General features: G+C 67.3%; 15 protein-coding genes and 2 tRNA genes. 12 read left to right on the plus strand and 5 right to left on the minus strand.

The window, feature by feature from the left end:
• Positions 1–68: 68 nt before the first annotated feature.
• On the plus strand, positions 69–1,418 hold the full coding sequence (locus ACZY0Y_RS00245) for a glycosyltransferase 87 family protein (protein WP_463956383.1): 1,350 nt from the start codon (positions 69–71) through the stop codon (positions 1,416–1,418).
• 66 nt (positions 1,419–1,484) lie between these two features.
• On the opposite strand, the gene ACZY0Y_RS00250 is transcribed toward ACZY0Y_RS00245, so the two are convergent.
• Positions 1,485–2,690, minus strand: a complete 1,206-nt coding sequence (locus tag ACZY0Y_RS00250) for an acyl-CoA dehydrogenase family protein (RefSeq protein ID WP_463956385.1) — start codon at positions 2,688–2,690, stop codon at positions 1,485–1,487.
• Between the two features lie 244 nt (positions 2,691–2,934).
• Between ACZY0Y_RS00250 and ACZY0Y_RS00255 the strand changes: the two genes are divergently transcribed.
• The 6 genes from ACZY0Y_RS00255 to ACZY0Y_RS00280 all read left to right on the plus strand — a co-directional run bounded on the left by ACZY0Y_RS00255 (position 2,935) and on the right by ACZY0Y_RS00280 (position 9,026).
• On the plus strand, positions 2,935–3,588 hold the full coding sequence (locus ACZY0Y_RS00255) for an MOSC domain-containing protein (protein ID WP_463956387.1): 654 nt from the start codon (positions 2,935–2,937) through the stop codon (positions 3,586–3,588).
• Positions 3,589–3,981: 393 nt separating this feature from the next.
• Complete coding sequence (locus tag ACZY0Y_RS00260; RefSeq protein WP_463956389.1) at positions 3,982–6,087, plus strand: DEAD/DEAH box helicase; 2,106 nt, start codon at positions 3,982–3,984, stop codon at positions 6,085–6,087.
• Between the two features lie 231 nt (positions 6,088–6,318).
• Positions 6,319–6,390 (plus strand) — tRNA-Thr (locus tag ACZY0Y_RS00265).
• A gap of 62 nt (positions 6,391–6,452) precedes the next feature.
• Positions 6,453–6,526 (plus strand) — tRNA-Met (locus ACZY0Y_RS00270).
• A gap of 146 nt (positions 6,527–6,672) precedes the next feature.
• A complete protein-coding gene (locus ACZY0Y_RS00275; RefSeq protein ID WP_463956391.1) occupies positions 6,673–7,332 on the plus strand; it encodes an NAD(P)H-binding protein in 660 nt (219 codons plus the stop codon).
• 122 nt (positions 7,333–7,454) lie between these two features.
• Positions 7,455–9,026 (plus strand): Na+/H+ antiporter, encoded by a 1,572-nt coding sequence (locus tag ACZY0Y_RS00280; RefSeq protein ID WP_463956393.1) that lies wholly within the window; start codon positions 7,455–7,457, stop codon positions 9,024–9,026.
• A gap of 192 nt (positions 9,027–9,218) precedes the next feature.
• Here the strand turns inward: ACZY0Y_RS00280 and ACZY0Y_RS00285 are convergent, their stop codons facing one another.
• Both ACZY0Y_RS00285 and ACZY0Y_RS00290 read right to left on the minus strand, forming a co-directional pair.
• Positions 9,219–12,326, minus strand: a complete 3,108-nt coding sequence (locus ACZY0Y_RS00285; protein WP_463956395.1) for a M43 family zinc metalloprotease — start codon at positions 12,324–12,326, stop codon at positions 9,219–9,221.
• A gap of 188 nt (positions 12,327–12,514) precedes the next feature.
• Entirely contained in the window at positions 12,515–13,693 is a 1,179-nt protein-coding gene (locus ACZY0Y_RS00290) for an ROK family protein (protein WP_463956397.1), read from the minus strand.
• A 107-nt stretch (positions 13,694–13,800) separates the two neighbouring features.
• On the opposite strand from ACZY0Y_RS00290, the gene ACZY0Y_RS00295 reads away from it, so the two are divergent.
• The 5 genes from ACZY0Y_RS00295 to ACZY0Y_RS00315 all read left to right on the plus strand — a co-directional run bounded on the left by ACZY0Y_RS00295 (position 13,801) and on the right by ACZY0Y_RS00315 (position 18,748).
• On the plus strand, positions 13,801–15,507 hold the full coding sequence (locus ACZY0Y_RS00295) for a glycoside hydrolase family 13 protein (RefSeq protein WP_463879654.1): 1,707 nt from the start codon (positions 13,801–13,803) through the stop codon (positions 15,505–15,507).
• Positions 15,504–16,484, plus strand: coding sequence for an aldo/keto reductase (locus ACZY0Y_RS00300; RefSeq protein ID WP_463879656.1), 981 nt, complete (start codon positions 15,504–15,506; stop codon positions 16,482–16,484). Before ACZY0Y_RS00295 ends, ACZY0Y_RS00300 begins: the two co-directional genes overlap by 4 nt.
• Before the next feature lie 81 nt (positions 16,485–16,565).
• Positions 16,566–17,429, plus strand: coding sequence for an HpcH/HpaI aldolase/citrate lyase family protein (locus ACZY0Y_RS00305; protein ID WP_463956399.1), 864 nt, complete (start codon positions 16,566–16,568; stop codon positions 17,427–17,429).
• A 24-nt stretch (positions 17,430–17,453) separates the two neighbouring features.
• The gene (locus ACZY0Y_RS00310) at positions 17,454–18,395 is read left to right on the plus strand and encodes a DUF2797 domain-containing protein (RefSeq protein ID WP_463956402.1); all 942 of its coding nucleotides are present in this window, start codon (positions 17,454–17,456) and stop codon (positions 18,393–18,395) included.
• Between the two features lie 128 nt (positions 18,396–18,523).
• Complete coding sequence (locus tag ACZY0Y_RS00315; protein WP_463879665.1) at positions 18,524–18,748, plus strand: DUF3188 domain-containing protein; 225 nt, start codon at positions 18,524–18,526, stop codon at positions 18,746–18,748.
• Here ACZY0Y_RS00315 and ACZY0Y_RS00320 read toward each other — a convergent pair.
• Both ACZY0Y_RS00320 and ACZY0Y_RS00325 read right to left on the minus strand, forming a co-directional pair.
• Positions 18,738–20,399, minus strand: a complete 1,662-nt coding sequence (locus tag ACZY0Y_RS00320) for a SulP family inorganic anion transporter (protein ID WP_463956404.1) — start codon at positions 20,397–20,399, stop codon at positions 18,738–18,740. The two genes, ACZY0Y_RS00315 and ACZY0Y_RS00320, sit on opposite strands and share 11 nt — an antisense overlap.
• Entirely contained in the window at positions 20,396–20,773 is a 378-nt protein-coding gene (locus ACZY0Y_RS00325) for an ArsR/SmtB family transcription factor (protein ID WP_463956406.1), read from the minus strand. The genes ACZY0Y_RS00320 and ACZY0Y_RS00325 overlap by 4 nt, the downstream gene beginning before the upstream one ends.
• Positions 20,774–20,814: the final 41 nt, after the last annotated feature.

Raw genomic sequence — 20,814 nt, forward strand, 5'->3', positions numbered from 1 at the left:
GGCTCGGTAGGATAACAGCAGGGGTCCCGGCCGCGGCCGGCCCCCGACGACACCAAACTGGGGGAACCATGTCACTGCTTGATGCCGAAAACAGGCCCGTCACGGCGCCGGACCCTGTGACGGAAGCCCAGCCAGCGCGGTTCCCCGGCCGGCTTCCCGAGCGGGCTCCCGTCCCGCAGCTGCTTCAGCTCTCCACGGTCCTGGCCGTGGCCGCCGTGGTTTACCTGGTGTGGCACTGGCTCGGCGTCTGGGGCAAACAGGGCCTCGACTTCAGCGTCTACTGGTATGGCGGCACCATCCTCAACGAGGCGGGCCAGGCACCGTCAGACCTCTACCAGGGCAACGTTGACTGGGCCGGCGGCCCGCAGCTTCCTTTCACCTACCCGCCGTTCGCCGCCCTCCTCTTCAGCCTCCTGGCCCTGCTGCCCCAACACGCTGCCCTCATGCTCTTCAACGCCGCCGGCGCCATCGTGGCACTGTGGGTGGCCGTCCGCGGCGTCCGCTACTGGAATGGCACGGCGGACTGGCGCACCACCTTCCGCTCCCCGGGCAACCGCTGGGCCGCAGCCATACTGGTCCTCGCCGTGCTGAACCTTGGGCCGTGGCGCGAGACCCTGGCGTTCGGCCAGATCAACATCCTGCTGATGGGCCTGATGGCCGCGGATCTGCTGGCCCGCAATCCGCGCTGGACCCGGGGCTTTCCCGGCGGCGGCTTCCTCGTGGGCGTCGCCGCCGGCATCAAACTGACGCCGCTGGTTTTCGGCCTGTACTTCCTGGTCCGCAGGGACTGGCGCGGCCTGCTGAACATGGGCGCAGGGTTCGCCAGCACCGTGCTGTTCGGCTGGCTGGTGCGGCCGACTGAATCCCTGCAGTTTTGGCAACAGATCCTGCCGGACACCTCCCGGATCGGCGGCGCCGGCTACGTCGACAACCTCTCCCTCAAGGGCGCGCTGCTGCACTTCGGCGTGCCCGAAACGTCCGTTACCGTTCCCTGGCTTGTGCTGAGCATGCTCGTGGTGGCGCTGGCTGCCGGAGTTATCAAGACCGCCAGCGATCAAGGTGCCCGCGTGGTTGCCATCTCGACGACGGCGCTCGCCATGCTGCTGATCAGCCCGGTCTCGTGGTCCCACCACTGGGTCTGGGTCGCGGCGGTCCTGCCAGCCTTCGCCTGGACCCTGCGGGAGATCCCGCACCGCTACCGCGGGATGCGGTGGCTCATGGGCGGAGTCCTGGGCGTGTCGGTGCTGGTGTTCCTGTTTTCGCCGAAGACCATCGGCACGGCCCTCGGCGCCGAAGACCTCAACATCCAGACCCCGGGGCTCTGGATCATGGCCTCCAGCGCCGGGGTGTTCTGCGCCCTGGCCATCATGGTGTGCTGGCTTGTGGTCCTCCGGCGCGGCTCCCTGACGACGGTGTGACCGCGCCGAGTGCGCACTTCGCGGCAATGTTTGCGCCAAACACTGCCGGGAAGTGCCTACTCGGGGCTAGCGGAAGGCGGCCAGTCCGGTGATGTGCTGGCCGAGGACCAGGGTGTGGACTTCGTCGGTGCCCTCGTAGGTGCGGACCGACTCCAGGTTGGCGGCGTGCCGCAGCGGGGAATAGTCCAGGGTGATCCCGTTTCCGCCCAGGATGGTGCGGGCCTCGCGGGCAATCGAGATCGCCTCGCGCACGTTGTTGAGCTTGCCGAGCGAGATCTGCTCCGGCCGCAGCTTCCCGGCGTCCTTGAGCCGGCCCAGCTGGAGCGCCAGGAGGGTGCCCTTCTGGATCTCGAGCAGCATGTTCACGAGTTTCTCCTGCGTCAGCTGGTACCCGGCGAGGGGCTTGCCGAACTGCAGCCGCTCCTGCGAGTACTTCAGCGCGGCCTCGTAGGAGTCCCGGGCCGCGCCCATCGCGCCCCATGCGATCCCGTACCGGGCCTCGTTGAGGCAGCTGAACGGGCCGCGCAGGCCGCGGGCTGCCGGGAGCAGGGCCTCCGGTCCCAGCAGGACGCCGTCGAACGTGACATCGCACTGGATGGAGGCGCGCATTGAGAGCTTCTGCCCGATCGGCGTCGCGGTGACCCCGGGGGTGCCGGCGGGGACCAGGAATCCGTGGACACCATCGTCGGTCATCGCCCAGACCACCAGCACGTCCGCCACGGAGGCGAGCCCGATCCAGCGTTTGGTGCCGTCCAGGATCCAGCCGGCGCTGTCGCCGGAGCCGTCGCGGCGGGCGAAGGTCTTCATCGAGGCGGGGTCCGAGCCGGCAGTGGGCTCGGTCAGGGCGAAGCTGCCGATCAGTTCGCCGGCGGCCATCCGGGGGAGCCACTCCAGCTTCTGCTCCTCGGAGCCCCACTTGTGGATGGCCGTCATGGCCAGTGAGCCCTGCACGGAGACGAACGTGCGGATGCCGGAATCGCCGGCTTCCAGTTCCATCGCGGCCAGTCCGTATTCGACGGCGGAACGCCCCGGGCAGCCGTATCCCTGCAGATGCATGCCGAGGACGCCGAGTTCGCCCAGCTCGGGGGCCAGCTCCAGCGGGAAGACGCCGTCGTCGTACCAGCCTGCGATGCCTGGCCGGATCCGCTGGTCCGTGAAATCGCGGACCCTCTCCCGGACGGCCAGCTCGTCGGCGCTCAGTAGCGAATCGATCGCCAGGACATCGGACACATTCACTTCAGACCCGTTGGGGAAGCCAGCCTCGTTGCTCATTCCAGCATCCTACGGTCTTGTCCCGGCGCGGGCCCCGCCTTCCTGCCCAGTTACTTCCGGACCCGGTTGCGGATCCGGGCCGACTCGCCGGTGTCGCCAGCCACTTGCATGGTGCGCGGGAAAGTAACTGGGCAGGAGCGTCGCGCGGGGTTTGATGGCCTGGCTGCGGCGGGGGTCGGGGGTGGCGTGCGGGGGACATGTCCAGTCGGAGCGCCCCCCGCGGGGCCGGGCCTACACTGGTGCCATGGACACCGCTTCTGTTCTCGCCGTCTGCCGCGTACACCAGTTGCTGAACGATCCCGGAAGCGTGGGCGTGACGGCGATCGACAAACGGCCCGTGGCGGGGCCGGTCAAAGTGCACAGGCTCGGACTGCACGGTGACATCCAGGCCAGCCGGGTCCACCACGGCGGCGAAGATCAAGCGCTCTACGCCTATTCCCAGGATGACGCCGACTACTGGGCCGCGGAGCTCGGCCGCGACCTCCCGCCGGGGATCTTCGGTGAGAACCTGCGCGTCGCCGGCATCAGCGCCACCGACGTCATCATCGGCGAACGCTGGAAGATCGGACTCGACGTCGAAGTTGAGGTGACCTCGCCCCGCACCCCCTGCGCCACTTTCCAGCGCCGGATGCATGAGCAGCACTGGGTCAAGCGGTTCGGCGATGCCGGGCGGGTGGGAACGTATCTGCGCGTGGTGCGGGTCGGCAGCATCCAGGCGGGCGACCACATCCACCGGATCTTTGTCCCCACCCACGGGGTGACCATTGGCAAATGGTTCAGCGACCCCTCGCTTGGGGACATGGAGGCCCTGCGGGACGCCGACGCCGACGGGCAGATCCGGCTCCAGCCCGAGTATCAGCAGGAGTTCGAGAAGCTCCAGCGCCGCCTCGGGGTGTAGCCGGGCAGATGCCTGTGTGCGCAAGCTCACCGCCCTTACGGGCCCCCTGGTTACCCATGCGCGGATCCATGCCCTACAATTGAACTATCCCCCACTCCGGAAATCCCTTATTTCCTGCCCAATTCTTGAGGCAAGACTGGTAAGTGTTGGGGCCCGCGCAATTGCGATGCGGGCATTTTCATAGGGAGAGCCGGCTAAAGAAAACGCTGTACAGACTGCTGGGATAGCAGCCAAGAGATGCAGCGGGAAGTCCTGCCACGGGATTGCGAAAGCGCCGGGCTTCTATGTGACCGGCCGGTCAAAGTATGCCCGGCGATTTAGCGTCACGCGTACTGCGGCTCCGCTCACCTCGGGTTGTGCCGCTTGGCCCCTATGGATGAGGATATTTCACCTATGCCCGAAAATCAGAACAACTCCGTCGAAACCGAAAACATTCAGAGCGACGTCGAGACTTCTGAAACGGCTGCCCCCGCAGCCGGCTCCGCCCCGGTATTCACCGAGGCTCCTGCACACGTTGAGGTTCCGGCTGCTGCCGAGACCGCGCCGCAGGCTGACACCAAGACTGCCCCGGCCAAGGACGAGGACGAAGAAGAAGGCGTCAAGTTCGTCGACCTCGGCATCGACGGCCGTGTCCTCGCTGCCCTGCAGGACGTCGGCTACGAGAAGCCGTCCCCTATCCAGGCCGCAACCATCCCGTTGCTGCTTGAAGGCCGCGACGTCGTGGGCCTGGCCCAGACCGGCACCGGTAAGACTGCAGCATTCGCAGTACCGGCGCTGTCCCGCCTGGCCGAGCTCCACGACCTCAACGGCCCGTCCCGCAAGACCCAGGCCCTGGTGCTTGCTCCGACCCGTGAGCTCGCGCTCCAGGTCGCCGAGGCCTTCACCTCCTACGCCAAGCACATCGATGACTTCACCGTCCTCCCGGTGTACGGCGGCTCCGCCTACGGCCCCCAGCTCGCCGGCCTGCGCCGCGGCGCCCAGGTGGTTGTCGGTACCCCCGGCCGCGTGATCGACCACATCGCCAAGGGCTCCCTCGACCTGTCCGAACTCCAGTACCTGGTACTGGACGAGGCTGACGAGATGCTCCGCATGGGCTTCGCCGAAGACGTTGAGCAGATCTTCCAGCAGACCCCCGAGGGCCGCCAGGTTGCACTGTTCTCCGCCACGATGCCGAGCCAGATCCGCCGGCTCTCCAAGCAGTACCTCAACAACCCGGCCGAGGTGCAGGTCAAGTCCAAGACCACGACGGGAGCCAACACCCGCCAGCGCTACCTGCAGGTCATGGGCCCGCACAAGCTCGACGCGCTGACCCGCATCCTCGAGGTTGAAGAGTTCGAGGGCGTCATCGCCTTCGTGCGCACCAAGATGGCGACCGAGGACCTGGCCGACAAGCTGCGTTCACGGGGCTTCCAGGCTGCCGCCATCAACGGCGACATCCCGCAGCAGCAGCGCGAGCGCACCGTTGAGGCCCTGCGCGACGGAAAGATCGACATCCTCGTCGCCACCGACGTCGCGGCCCGCGGCCTTGACGTCGAGCGCGTTAGCCACGTGGTCAACTACGACATCCCCCACGACACCGAGTCCTACGTGCACCGCATCGGCCGCACCGGCCGTGCAGGCCGTTCCGGTGACGCGATCCTCTTCATGACGCCGCGGGAGAAATACCTGCTGCGTTCCATCGAAAAGGCGACCCGCCAGCCGGTCGAGCAGATGCACCTGCCGACCGCGGAATCGGTCAACACCCTGCGCCTGGGCAAGTTTGCCGAGAAGATCACGGAGACGCTTGCGTCCGAGGACGTCGCCGCATTCCGCGACCTGATCTCCTCCTACGAAGAAGAGCACAACGTTCCGGCGTCGGAGATCGCTGCTGCACTGGCCGTCATGGCCCAGGGCGGCCAGCCGCTCCTGGTCAAGGAACTGCCTGCCGCTCCTGAGTTCCAGAAGCGCGAGCGGTCCAAGGACGGCTTCGGCTCACGCGGCCCGACCCGCACCCTGACCGAGGGCAATGCCACCTACCGGATCGCCGTCGGACGCCGTCAGCGCGTTATGCCGGGTTCCATCGTTGGCGCCATTGCCAACGAAGGCGGCATCTCCTCGGCCCAGATCGGCGGCATTGACATCCGTGCGGACCACTCCCTCGTGGAGCTCCCGGCGGACCTCAGCGCCGACCAGCTGAAGGCGCTGTCCCGCACCCGCATCGGCGGCGAGCTGATCCACCTCGAGCTGGACAACGGCCGTTCGCCCGCGAGCGACCGTGGCGGCTACCAGGGCGGCAGCCGCGGCGGCGACCGTGGCGGTTACTCCGGCGGCGGCGACCGTGGCGGCAACTTCAAGGGCAACGGCGGCTTCAAGCGCGAATTCCGCAAGACCGACGGCGAGCGGTCCTCCGCTGACCGTGGCGGACGCTCCTTCAGCGACCGCAACGAGCGTGGCGTCGGCACCGACGCGGCCCGCAAGCCGCGCACCGAGGGCGGCTTCAAGCCCCGCACCAAGTGGTAACCAGCAGCTGCTAAGCACTGATTCACCCTGAGAACGGGCCGGCTCTTGAGCCGGCCCGTTCTTCGTTAAGTTCCCTTGGTCACATGCCGGCATCCCGTGCTGGCGCGGGTCGCTGTCTGGCTGGCCGCAGGGCCCCATCCACCCCGGATTTCCGCCGATTTTGACGCTTTCAGGGCCGCCTCGACATCGATTTGTTGGGAGGGGAATCTTCCGGTAGAGTATTTACTCGTTGCCCCCCTAGCTCAGTGGTAGAGCGCGTTCTTGGTAAGAACGAGGTCACCGGATCGATTCCGGTGGGGGGCTCTGAATGAGGGCCTGTGTCAAGGCGGTTTTTGACCGGCTTAGCGCAGGTTTTCCTCATTTATGGCGGCGTAGCTCAGTTGGTTAGAGCGCACGACTCATAATCGTGAGGTCGGGAGATCGAGCCTCCCCGCCGCTACAGAATGACCCTGCAGGCCACGGCCGCAGGGTCCTTTTGTTTTAACCACTTTGCGCTATCACTCTTGGTGCTTAAACGGGCCGTTTGGCCGCGAAAAGTGATAGCGCATCGGTGGCAGGTGCGGGGTTATGGGACAGAATGGGTCCATGACGCGAATCGCAATCATTGGCGGCCACGGCAAAGTGGCTCTGGAACTGTCCCGCAATCTTTCCGCAGAGGGAACGGACGTAACGTCCTTCATCCGCAACCCCGACCACGGGACAGACGTCGCGGCAACGGGCGCCACTCCTGTTGTCCTGGACGTTGAACATTCGACGACCGCGGAGATCGCCGGGGCGCTGCGGAACCACGACGCCGTGGTCTGGTCGGCCGGCGCCGGCGGCGGAAGCCCCGAGCGGACCTACACGGTGGACCGGGACGCCGCCATCCGGTCGATGGATGCGGCCGCGGCGGCCGGCGTCGGGCGGTACGTCATGGTGTCCTACCTTGGCGCCGGACCGGACCACGGCGTCCCCGAGGACAGCAGCTTCTTCGCGTATGCCGAGGCCAAGGCCGCCGCGGACTCCTACCTGCGCGGAACGGACCTGGACTGGACCATCCTGGGACCTGGAGCGCTCACCGACGGGCCCGGCAACGGCCTGATCGACGTCAACCCAGCCGACGACTCCGGAGGCCGGGAAACGGCCCGCGCCAACGTGGCACTCGTCGCCGCGGCAGTACTGGGCCTGCCCTCAACCGCCGGGCGCACCATCGAATTCCGGGATGGGGACCTGCCCATCGCGGCCGCCCTGGAACCCGTGAGCTAGCCCAGCAGGCCGCTGACCGGGGCCTGGCAGGGCCATCCACCATGGGCCGATAAAGTGGTGGGGGGCGGCCCGCTCATCCGACGCAGCGGGTTGACCCGAAGCACTCCCGGGGAAGTGGGGCTATGGACCAGTTGGCAATCATCATCGGACTCCTGCTGGCCACTGTGGTGGCCGTCGGCGTCGGGGACCGGCTGCGGCTGCCGTTTCCGGTCCTCATGCTGATCCTGGCGGCCTCGCTGACCTTCATTCCTGGATTTCCGGACATCGCCATCTCACCGGACCTGATCCTGCCCATCTTCCTGCCGCCATTGCTCTTTGCCACGGCCCAACGCAGTTCGTGGGCCGTTTTCAGGGTCCGGTGGCGTACGCTGCTGATGCTCGCGGTGGCCCTCGTGGTGGTTTCGACCGCGGTGGTGGCAGGAGCGGCCTGGGTCCTGATCCCGGGCATCGGAATTCCCGCGGCGATCGCCCTGGGCGCGATGGTGGCGCCGCCGGACCCGGTGGCCGTGGAGTCCATCGCGGGGCGGGTGCACATGCCCCGGCGGCTCATCACGGTGCTGCAAAGCGAGGGCCTGTTCAACGACGCCGCCGCCATCGTCATCTTCCAGACTGCTGTCGCCGCGACCGTGTCCGGCACTGAAGTCTCGGCCGACGTCGTCCTGCAGTTTGTGCTTGGCGCGGTGATCGCGGTGGCCGTGGGAATCGGCATGGGCTGGCTCACCAGCCTCATCACCAGGCTGGTGCAGGCTATGGTGGCCCGCAGCGCCGTCACCCTCGTGGTGCCGTTCGCGGCCTACATCCTGGCCGAGGAGGTGCACGCCTCGGGTGTGATTGCTGTCGTCGTCACGGCCTTGGAGATTCAGCGCCACGCCCGGCCGCAGGACGCCGCCGAGCGGGTGACCCGCACCGCCTTCTGGGACGTGGTGGAACTGTTGGTCACGGGTCTGGCGTTCGGCCTGGTGGGGCTGGAAGTTCGGCAGGTCATCCGCGACGAAGGCAACGGAATTGTCGGCATGATCGGCAACGCCGTGGTGGTGTGCGTGCTGGTGTTTGCTGTCCGGTTTGCGTGGCTGGCGATGATGTCCGTCCTGGCGCGCAGCACAAAGGATTCCCTGCGGCCCAACTCCGCCAAGGAAGTCCTCATCCTCACCTGGTGCGGCATGCGGGGGCTCGCCACCCTGGCGCTCGCTCTGGCGCTCCCGCTTACCCTGGCCGACGGGAGTCCGTTCCCGGCCCGAAGCCAGCTCATCGTCATCGCCTGCGCGGTCCTGCTGGCCACCCTGGTGCTGCCGGGGCTGACGCTGCCGTGGCTGATGCGGATACTGAAGGCTTCCGGCGACGGTTCGGAAGAGCGCGACGCCGCGCGGGTTCTCGCCGGGCGGGCACAGGAGGCGGCCATCGCGGCGCTGAAGGCGCACGAGCTGATGAAAGAGCTGCCGGCGGAGAAGGTGGCGCTGGTCAAGGAGAAAATGACCCGGCTGCACGCCGAACTGCTCGATGGCAGCATCCGCAACGAAAGCGTTGGGGAGATGCGCAAGCGCGGACGCGAGCTGGCGATTGCCGTGCAGACGATCGCGCTCGATGCGGCCCGCCAGGAACTCGTCGCGGCCCGCAACGAGCCCGGTGTGGACCCCGAGGTCGCGGACCGGGTCCTCCGGCAGCTGGACCTGCGCACCATGATCATGCCGGAGTAGCCCGCCGGGGTAACCGCTGTCCCTACCGGCCCAGCTCAAGCTCCAGAGCATTCGCCTCGACCCGCTCTACGGGTAGCCGCGGAAGCCGGGCAACCCAGGCGGCCTGTGCCTGGCGCAGGCTTCGGACGTGCACCCGGATACGGCTCACTGTGAGATAACAGTTTGCGTGGGAGGCCCTGCGCACAACGAGGTTCAATAGGCGGCCGTGGTGCATCCGAGCAGGCTGTTGCCGTAGGACATGGGGCTGACGGCGATACCGTAGGAGCAGATTCGGTAGGTACCGGGTTTGGTGATGGGCAGCGAGGCTGTGAATCCGTGGTTGCCGGTGACGCCGAGGTACTGGTTGACGTCCGGGCGCGGGTTGTCGGCGGTGAACGGGTAGCCGAGGTTTGTGCCGTCGGGGTAGGTCACGTAGATATGGGCGGGGATTGAAGCGGAGGGCGTTCCCTTGTCCACTGTCCAGCCGGACACGGTCAGTGCGGCCCCGCTTGCTGTTTTGCTGACAGTGACGCCGTCCTGGAAGCCGACCGGGGCTGGGGCTACCACTACGTCCTTCGTGGTGCATCCGAGCAGGCTGTTGCCGTAGGACATGGGGCTGACGGCGATACCGTAGGAGCAGATTCGGTAGGTACCGGGTTTGGTGATGGGCAGCGAGGCTGTGAATCCGTGGTTGCCGGTGACGCCGAGGTACTGGTTGACGTCGGGGCGCGGGTTGTCGGCGGTGAACGGGTAGCCGAGGTTTGTGCCGTCGGGGTAGGTCACGTAGATGTGGGCGGGGATTGAAGCGGAGGGTGTCCCCTTGTCCACTGTCCAGCCGGACACGGTCAGTGCGGCCCCGTTTGCTGTTTTGCTGACAGTGACGCCGTCCTGGAAGCCGACCGGGGCTGGGGCTACCACTACGTCCTTCGTGGTGCATCCGAGCAGGCTGTTGCCGTAGGACATGGGGCTGACGGCGATACCGTAGGAGCAGATTCGGTAGGTACCGGGTTTGGTGATGGGCAGCGAGGCTGTGAATCCGTGGTTGCCGGTGACGCCGAGGTACTGGTTGACGTCCGGTCGTGGTGTGTCGGCGGTGAACGGGTAGCCGAGGTTTGTGCCGTCGGGGTACGTCACGTAGATGTGGGCGGGGATTGAAGCGGAGGGCGTTCCCTTGTCCACTGTCCAGCCGGACACGGTCAGTGCGGCCCCGTTTGCTGTTTTGCTGACAGTGACGCCGTCCTGGAAGCCGGCCGGGGACGCTGCGCCAGCTACATCAGTATTGGTGCATCCGAGCAGGCTGTTGCCGTAGGACATGGGGCTGACGGCGATACCGTAGGAGCAGATTCGGTAGGTACCGGGTTTGGTGATGGGCAGCGAGGCTGTGAATCCGTGGTTGCCGGTGACGCCGAGGTACTGGTTGACGTCCGGTCGTGGTGTGTCGGCGGTGAACGGGTAGCCGAGGTTTGTGCCGTCGGGGTAGGTCACGTAGATGTGGGCGGGGATTGAAGCGGAGGGTGTCCCCTTGTCCACTGTCCAGCCGGACACGGTCAGTGCGGCCCCGTTTGCTGTTTTGCTGACACTGACGCCATCCTGGAAGCCGACCGGCGGTGGCGGTCCCGGAACCTCAATGTCCTTGCAACCGACTTGTGGGCTGGCGTAAATACCGATGGCATAGACACAGACACCGTAAGATCCCGGTGCAGTCACCCCGAATGACTGGTCGAATCCATGGTTCTGTCCCAGACCGTACGTCGATTGAACGTCAGGGCGGGCACCCGCTGCGAGCACTGCATAGCCCGTTCGAACCCCGTTGGGAGAAGTGATGTAGACGTGTGCCTCGGTGGACTTTGCGGGCTCGGCCCTGTCGACGGCCCAGCCTGTCACCCGCAGCGAGGTCTTGCCGTCCGAGAGGATCATGTCCAGGCTGTCAAAGTTGCCGGTGGGAACCGGAATCGCGTTGACTGTCACGCCGGCGGCGGTATCGGAAATCCAGTCTATGGTCACGCGCGTGCCTGCATGGGTGGTGAACGTCTGGCCTGCTTGCCATGCCTGGTTGTAGCTGTAATAGCCGTTGAACGTCGTGGTACTTGGCTGCAGGGCGAGGGAGCCAGCGCCGAATGCTTGGACAATTTTGACTCCGCGGTTGCCGCTGAGGGCCGTAGCCGCATCATTGCCCACAGGCAGGCGCAACTCAAGGTAATACACCTCGCCGCTAACGGGGTCTGAGAACTTGACGGCACGGTAGTCGTCCGCGCTTCCCCACGCCTTCAATTGGTAGGAGTTCTTGCCCACTGCCGTGCCGAGGTTTCTGACCTCGTTGCCGGAGCCGAAGCCGCCGAATTCATAAGTGGGCGAGCTGATCACCGGTTGGCTAGTCTGAGAGACGCCCATCAGGTCAAGGTTGTCCTTGTATTCCTCGATGCTGCACGTGCCGTTGGCGAACGATCCGTCGGCGTTGCTGGCGGTGTCCACGGCTCCGTCCGCACACCGGAGGCGGTTGGCGTGCATCAGGCCGAGGACGTGCCCGAATTCGTGAGTCAGTACGCTCCTGGTCAGTGTTGCCGGGAGCGGCATGAGGACGCGTCCGCTGGTTCCGTTGTAGCTCCAGCCCGCGCCGAACGCCCCATCGGACAACGTGGGAGTCGACACGAAAACCACAAGTGCCGTGTAAGAACTGGGGACCCAGCCGATTTCGGCCGCGATCGTGTTCATCATTGATGAATAGCTCTGTGTGGAGGTTGCCTTGCTCGACCTGTTTTCGACACTGGCGACGCTCATGGACAGCCTGCCATTCGACATGGCCTGCCAGTAGTTGCTGCTGGTCGTGATAGCCGCCCGGGCGTCCGCTTCCGGGATGGTCGCTTGCCGGTCGGCCAGCTGGACCATCACCAGCTTGACCTTGATGTCACCGCTCCGAGCAAGAGAGTACGCCTCGGTGGTCGCGTGGGGCGATTCAGCGCCCTTTCTTTCCTGCGTTGCAGTGATATCGACCGACTCACTGGTTGCGGGATTGCTGCCACCGATAACTTCCGTGAAGAGGGGTTCCGGAGACACCAGGGTCCCTGACTCGACCGTTGCCAGGGAATCCGTGGGTACAACAGTCGGTGAAGTTGTTGGCAGGGGCGCAGTTGCGCCCTCTGGCGACGTGGCCGCCGTCGGCGCAGGACTCGAGGCCGACGCGGGCTCGGGCGCCGCCGACGAAGCAACTGTCGGTGCCGGCGCCGGCTCGGCGAGCGCAGGCGAGAGCGGCACGGCGGTGAGCGAGGCAAGAGTGACGACAAGCGCCGCCAGAAGCGCTGTCGTCTTCCGTATTGAATTCACGTGGTGTCTTTCATGAGACCGCCGCCCCACTGAACACTCAGCGAGACGGCCGGGAGACCGGGAAGTGAGGTCAGTCTACGGATGGCTCGCCGTCAGAACCGGCAACCTGCAACAAACTTTCGTCTTAGGTAGCGAATCGTTGCCTAATCTTGAGCAAAGTCAGCCCGTCCCACCAATGTGCGCTGTCCCTACTGCCCCAGCATCAGCTCCAGCGCGTTCGCCTCGACGTAGTCCAGCGCGTGCCGGACGGCGCCGACTGTGACAATCGAGGCGCCCAGGGGCGAGACCGTCACGAGCGGGGGAGTGGCCGTGAAGCGGGGGAGCAATGCGGTGATCCGCGGCAGCAGGGCCCCCGCGGATTCAGCCACAGCGCCGCCGATGACCACCTGTTCCGGGTTGATGAAGCTGGCCACGGAGGCGATGACCCGGGCCATCCGCTCCGAAATCCGGTCCAGGATAGCCAGCGCTGCGGGATCCCCGGCAGCGGCATCCTCGAAGACGCGCCGGGCGCTTGCCTCGCCGCCGGCCGCGGGGCCTCCGTCCGCCGCCTGCCACTGCCGGGCCAGGCTCGCAATGCCGTCGCTGGAACCCACGCCCTCCACCATGTCCAGGAAGCCCATTTCGCCGGCGCCGCCGCCGTAGCCGTGCAGCAGCCGGCCGGACTCCATCACACCGGCGCCCAGCCGTTCGCCGGCCAGCAGTACCACGAGGTCGTCCACCCCCGTGCCGGAGCCGCGCCAGCGTTCGCCCAGGGCGGCCAGGTTCGCGTCGTTCTCCAGCAGCACCGTCCAGCCGTGCAGGTCCTGCAGCGCCGAGCGGAGCCCGACGTCGAACAGGCTCCAGAAATGCTGGCTCACCAGCACCTTGCCGTCGCGGTCCACCGGGGCCGCGATGCCCGCGCCCACGGCCAGGACCCTCTTCGGGCTGGTCCCGGCGGCCGCCAGCGCCTGCCGGCAGGCCCGGTCGACGACGTCGATCCGCTCCTCCGCGGGGATGTCGACGGCCCGGAAGCTCCCGCTGGAGCGTCCGACGACGGTCCCGCGGAGGTCCGCGACGGCCGCGGTGGTGGTGGCGGCGCCGATGTCGAGGCCGAGCACGAACCCGGCCCCGCTGTTGAGCTCGAAGCGCCGGGCGGGACGTCCTTTGCGGGGGCTCCCGGGCTGTTCCTCGTCGCGGGCGCCCAGTTCCCGGATCCAGCCGCGCCGGATCAGGTCCTCGCAGACAGCGATAACGGACGCCCGGGTCAGTCCGGTCCGGGCCATGAGCTCGGTCCCGGTGGCCACCTCCGTGTTCCGGATTGCAGACAGCACCGCCTGGGCGTTCACCCGGCGCAGCAGCTGGGGCGTGGCGGCGGCTGCCTGCGGCATCAAAATCTTGACCTCCCCGTAAGTCCGGACCCATAATTGATCCGGAAATATATTTAGCTTCTATCTAAATTATCAGAAGCCTGTTCCGAGCCCCGAAGGATTACCTCTTGTCCAACACCGCCACGCTGGCAACCCTGTCCGGTTCCGATCCCGCTGCCGACCCCAACTGGTGGCGGCAGGCGTCTGTGTACCAGATCTACCCGCGCAGCTTCTCCGACTCCAACGGTGACGGCCTGGGCGACCTCAAGGGCATCACGGCCAAGGTGCCCTACCTGAAAGAACTCGGGATCGACGCCGTCTGGCTCTCCCCGTTCTACCCCTCGGCTCTTGCCGACGGCGGCTATGACGTCGACGACTACCGCGACGTCGATCCCAAGCTCGGCACGCTGGAGGACTTCGATGAGATGTCCGCAGCCCTGCACGCCGCCGGCATCAAGCTGATCGCCGATATCGTCCCCAACCACTCCTCGAACCGCCACGCCTGGTTCCGGGAAGCCCTCGCTTCCCCCCGCGGCTCCGACGCCCGGGAACGCTACATCTTCCGGGATGGGCTTGGGCAAAACGGCGAGATCCCGCCGTCGGACTGGGAATCCGTCTTCGGCGGCCCGGCCTGGGAGCGCATTACCGAACCCGACGGCACTCCCGGCCAGTGGTACATGCACATCTTCGCCAAGGAGCAGCCGGACCTGAACTGGTCCAACCGCGAAATCCGCGACGACTTCCTCAAGACCCTGCGCTTCTGGTCCGACCGCGGCGTCGACGGCTTCCGGGTCGATGTGGCGCACGCCCTGACCAAGGACCTCACTGAACCACTGCTGTCCAAGGTCGAGCTGAGCGAGGCCAACAGCGGCACCGACGGTTTCGACGACGGCTCGCACCCTTTCTGGGACCGTGACGAGGTCCACGAGATCTACGTCGAGTGGCGCGAGGTCTTCAACGAATACAATCCGCCGCGCACCGCCGTCGCCGAAGCCTGGGTGCACGCCAGCCGCCGCGGCCGCTACGCGAGCCCCCAGGGCCTGGGCCAGGCGTTCAACTTCGACCTGCTCCAGGCCGACTTCGACGCCGGCGAATTCCACGAGATCATCACCCGCAACCTCGCCGAAGCCACCGAATCCGGCGCCTCCTCCACCTGGGTGTTCTCCAACCACGACGTCGTCCGCCACGCCACCCGCTACGGCCTGCCCAAGGGCGGCGGCAAACACGCCAAGGGCCAGGACGGCAAGGGCTGGCTGCTGGCCGGCGCCCCGGCCGAGGAGCTGGACGTCGAGCTCGGACTGCGGCGCGCCCGTGCGGCCACCCAGCTGATGCTGGCGCTCCCGGGATCCGCATACCTGTACCAAGGGGAGGAGCTTGGACTGCAGGAGGTCGCGGACATCCCCGACTCGGAGCGCCAAGACCCCACTTTCTTCCGCAACAAGGGCGTCGAGATCGGCCGGGACGGCTGCCGCGTGCCGCTGCCGTGGGCCGCCGAAGGAACCTCCTTTGGATTCGGCGACGGCGGAGCGCACCTGCCGCAGCCGGCGTGGTTCAGCCGCTACGCCGTCGCAGCCGAGGACGGCGTGAAGGGTTCCACCCTCGAGTTCTACCGCCAGGCCTTGAAGCTGCGCCGCGAACTGCAGACCTCGGAAGAACTGCAATGGCTGGAATCCGGCAACGCCCACGTCCTGCACTTCAGCCGCCCCGGCGGCTGGCAGACCCTGACGAACTTCGGTGACGAACCCGTTGAGCTGCCGGCAGGAACGGTACTGCTCAGCAGCGGACCGCTCGACGGGAACCTCCTGCCGGGCAGCACCACCGTCTGGCTGCGGTGAGCTCCACGCCCGGAGGGGAGCCGGCCGAACAGCCCGTCCAGGAACTGATTTACGGCTGCATGGGCCTGGGCGGCAGCTGGTCACCGGAGCCGCACTCGTCCGCCCACGTGGACGAGGCGGCGGCCGCGGTCGACGCTGCCCTCGAGGTTGGCATCACCCTGTTCGACCACGCCGACATCTACCGCGGCGGCAAGTCCGAAGCGGTGTTCGGCGAGGTGCTGGCACAGACGCCGGGGCTGCGGGACCGGATCCGGCTGCAGACCAAGTGCGGCATCCGGCTCAACGAACAGGGCCTGGAGACCCACTACGACCTGAGCCGGGACGGCATCCTGACGAGAGTCAACGAAAGCCTGGCCCGGCTCCGCACGGACTATGTGGACGTCCTGATGCTCCACCGCCCCGATCCGCTGATGGACCCTGCTGAGGTGGCCTCCGCCGTCGGGCAGCTCATGGCGGAGGGCAAGGTCAGGGCGTTGGGCGTGTCCAACATGTCCGGATCGCAGATTGAAGTGCTGCAGGACCGGCTGGAGACCCCGGTGGTCGCCAACCAGCTGGAGATGAGCCTGCTCAAACGCGCCTGGCTGGAGAGCACGGTGCTGGTCAACCATGCCGAGGGAACGGACTACAGCTTCCCGCACGGCACCGTGGAGCACTGCGTCCGGCACGGAATCACCCTGCAGGCCTACGGCTCCCTGGCGCGGGGCCTCTACACCGGGGCGCCCGCCGCAACGCCGTCCGCCGCGGAAGAGGCGACCGCGGGGCTCGTGGCGCAGCTGGCGGCGGAGAAAAAGACCACCGGGGAATCGATCCTGCTGGGCTGGCTGATGAGGCACCCGGCCCGGATCGCCCCCGTGATCGGCACTGCCAACCCGGACCGCATCCGCGCCTGTGCGGACGCGGCCGCGGTGGCCGCGGGCCTGACCCGGGCGCAGTGGTACCGGCTCTGGGTGACGGCGCGCGGCAGCAACATCCCGTAGCTTGTGATTTTGGTCGTATTGGTCGGTCTCCAGGGCCGGATAACTTGGCTGGGGACAGCCCTGAACGGATAGCGTAGGGACATGACCTCCACCACCACTGCCGGGACCGTCCGGCCTCAAGGCAACATCCCAGCTGAAATCGCACGCTCCTGGCTGCTGGTCAACGCTATGAAAACCGAGCTCTTCGACCAGTCGGCCGCCTCCCGCGCGGACGCGATCATCCTGGACATCGAAGACGCGGTGGACCCCTCACAGAAGGATGCCGCCCGCGGAAACGTCGTGGACTGGCTGACCGGCGGCGGCAGCGCCTGGGTCCGGATCAACGACACCACGAGCCCCTTCTGGGCCGACGACCTCGCCGGCCTCCGCGGCACGCCGGGCCTGCTCGGCGTGATGCTGGCCAAGACCGAGTCCGCCGACCAGGTCACCGAAAGCTTCCACCGGATGGATGGCAAGACGCCGGTCATCCCGCTGGTCGAGTCCGCCGTCGGCATCGAGGAAGCCAACAACATCGCGAAGGCCCAGGGTGCGTTCCGGCTGGCCTTCGGGTCGGGCGATTTCCGCCGCGACACCGGCATGGCAGCCACCCCGGAGGCCATGGCCTACCCGCGCGCCAAGCTGGTTGTGGCCAGCCGCGTCGGCAACCTGCCGGGCCCCATTGACGGCCCTACTGTCGGCACCAGCCACCCGATCCTGCGCGAACAGACGGGCATCACGGTGATGATGGGCATGACCGGCAAGCTCTGCCTCGCGATCGACCAGACCCCGGTCATCAACGAGGTCATCAGCCCCACACCGTCCGACGTCGCCTGGGCCACTGACTTCATGGCCGACTTCGAGGCCAGCGGCCGCGTCATCCGCGACGGCTCGGACCTGCCGCGCCTGGGCCGCGCCGAGAAGATCATGAAGCTCGCGGTAGCCTTTGGGGTGCAGCCGGCCCTGTAGCCACCCGCCACTGAAGGAGACCCCGTGACCGATACCCGCTATCTGGTCCACGGGGTCTTTTGGGATGCCGTACCGGGGGAAGCCGGCATACCCGACGGCGGCAGCCCGGTCCTGCGCCTGCAGGACCCGGGCGGCGGCTTCACCGATCTGGCGCTCGACGCCGGGACCCGCCTCGGCTTCCGGCTCGCCGCCGCGGGAAAATCCTGTCTCGGGCACCACAAGGTCCACGGGCCAGCTGACCGGGATCACGTCCGTTGCCCGGACCGGGCGCAGGCCGTGAAGGGCAGCCAGTGTGAGCGCTGCTTCGTCGTGGACGATTCGCGCCTCATCCACGATTTCCACCGCGGCGGACATGTGCCGCCCGGGCTGCGGGCCTACCTGATGCAGCCGCACTGGCTCTACATCGCCACCTTCGCCAGCGGCGCCAGCAAGGTGGGCACGGCAGCGAACCTGCGCAAATGGAAGCGGCTCGCGGAGCAGGGCGCCGTCGTCGCCCGGTACGTCGCGCGCGCTGACGACGGCCGGGTGGTCCGGAACCTCGAGGACCTGGTGACCCGCGACGCCGGTGTCCCGCAGCAGATCCGCTCGGCTGCCAAGGCCGCAGCCCTGACCGGGCCGGCGCCCGCCGTCGAACTGGATGCCCTGAACTTCAGGCTGGCAGGGGTCGTCCGCAGGCTGCTCGCCGGTGCCGGGGGCGGGGGCTTCGAGGTCGTGGACGAGCGGTGGCTGCGGCCGGGACTGTCGGATGCGGTCTGCGGGCAGGCCGTCCGGCACGCCTACCCGCATGAGCTCAGCACGGGTGCCCACGGGTTCCGGATCGACTCGCTGAGCGGCAGCGTTGCGCTGGCCAGGCTGGACGGCGCCGACCTTGAGTTCGTCGTCAACCTTGGCCGGCTGAAGGCGCGGACCATCGAACTCGGCGGCCACGGAAGCGACGTTCCGGCAGTCCAGGAGCCGCTGTTCTGACGCGGAGCCTGCCCCGCGAGGCGCGAAATACCGGACGCGCCTGTATTCCCGCGTCGCCGGGCATTTTGTGCGTCGCCAGGCATGTTGCGGCTCACAGCGGCCCCGGCGGTCCCCAGTAGACTGGCACGGTGCTGAAAGAATTCTGGGACTCCGCGTCAACCACCTACAAGGTGCTGGTTTTCAGCGCGATGGGGCTGCTCGCCATCGGCATCACCCTGAACGTCGTGGGGAACTCCTCCGGCAACCAGGACCTCGCCGTGGCCTCCCTCGCCGTGATCGGGCTCGGCCTGATCCTGCACATTGCGGGGATCGTGGTCCGCGGCCAGACGATCCGGAAAAACCTCAAGCGTTAGCAGCGGCATTCCGGAGCACGTGGCTGCGGGCGTGCGCCACGGCCTCGGGCAGCGAGGTGAACAGGTGTTTGTGGTGCCGCAGCGAGCGGATCACCCCGACGTTGGTCACGAGCTCAAGGTGCTGCGGCTGGACGCCCTTCAGCAGGACCGTCACGCCGCGCAGCTCGAGCGCAGAGATGACCTCCACGAGCGTATGGGCCCCGGTGGCGTCGAGCATCCGCACCTGGGACAGCCTGATGATGGCCACCTGGATGTCCTTGACCTGGCTGATTTCCTGCAGGACGCGTTCCGCGGCGCCGAAGAACATGGCCCCGTCCAGCCTGAAGATCGCGATGTGCTCGTCCCCTGCCTCGTGCGGTCCCGGAACCTCCTCGCGCTTTACCCCGCTGAGCGAGGCGAACTTGCGCAACGTAAAGAGAGCCGCGGTGACAAGCCCGATCTCGATGGCCACAATCAGGTCGAAAGCCACGGTGATGAGTGCCGTCAGGATGAACACGAAGGCGTCGGCGCGGGTGGAGCGCATGATGGCTCCGACCGTGTGCCTGGCGACCATGCGGGTTGCCGTCACCATCAGGATCCCGGCCAGGACCGCGAGCGGAATCTTCCCGACCAGTCCCGCTGCCAGGTAGATGATGGCCAGCAGCACCAGCGCGTGCACTATCGCGGAGAGCCGGGTTTTGGCGCCGGAGCGGACGTTGACCGCGGTCCGGGCGATGGCGCCGGTGGCCGGCATGCCGCCGAAGAATCCCGCCGCGACGGAGGCGAGTCCCTGCCCCATCAGCTCCCGGTCCGGGCTGTAGGCCCCGGAGGGCCTCCCGTCAGGGCCCACCATGCCGGCGGCCACCCGTGCAGAGAGCAGGGATTCGATGGCGGCGAGCATCGCGATGGAGACCGCCGGCATCAGCAGGCCGCCCAGGGTCGCCGGATCAAGGGACGGCAGCGACGGTGCTGACAGGGAATGCGGCAGCTCGCCGATCCGGGGAATCTCGAGCTGGAGCAGCTCGGCGGCCACGGTGGCCAGCAGGACCGCGATCAGGCTCGCCGGCAGGGCCTTGTTCAGCTTCGGGAGCAGGAGCATCACGGCGGCCACGCCCGCCACGACGCCCAGCGTCTGGAAAACGGCGGGCGCGGTGGCCTGTGACGCGCTCTCGAAGGCGGCCATGAGGGTATTGTGGCCCGGTATCCCCTCGGTGCCGGTGGCCATCGGGACCTGCTGGAGGAAGATGATCGCGGCGATTCCGAGGGTGAAGCCCTCCACCACCGGCCACGGGATGAAGGCCACGGCCCGGCCCAGCCCGCTGATGCCCAGGATGATCACCAGCAGTCCCGCCATCAGCGACACCAGGGCGATGCTGCCAACGCCGTGGGCCGCGACGACCGGTGCCAACACAACGACCATGGCGCCGGTCGGGCCGGAGACCTGGACGTGCGAGCCGCCCATCACCGCGGCGACGAGGCCGGCCACGACGGCGGTGATGAGTCCGGCTTCGGCGCCGACGCCGGAACTCACTCCGAAGGCCAGCGCCAGCGGCAGGGCCACGATCCCCACGGTGATGCCTGCCAGCAGATCTGTTTTCCAGGACGAGCGCAGCCCGTCATAGTCACGCCGGGACGGCAGGAACCGACTGAGATGCGCCAGGGCCGCGCTCATGAAACGGAATCCTTGAGGTGTTCATTGGGCAGTTCCTGCGCGAGTCTGAGCTGGTCGTTGGAATCGACCAGGCTGTCGAGGAGGAAGGTCCGGGCGATGGACAGCAACTCGGCGATTTTCGGATGGGCCAGCCGGTAGGTCACGGTGTTGGCGGCGCGGGTCGACGTCACCACCCCGTGCCGGCGCAGCGTGGCGAGGTGCTGGGACAGGTGGGACGCTTCGAGGCCCGTCTCGGCCAGCAGGTAGCTCACGGGCGCGGCGTTATCCGGGGCGGCGGACAGCAGTTCGAGCACGCGGATCCGCGCCGGGTGGGCGAGGGCCTTGAACAGGTTCGCCTTGATCTCGTACAAGGGGGTTTGTGCTGCCGAAATCATCGCTGCCTGTGCTTCCTGGCCCCCGCGAATCCGAAGACCGG

This window comes from Pseudarthrobacter kochi (genome assembly GCF_055412805.1).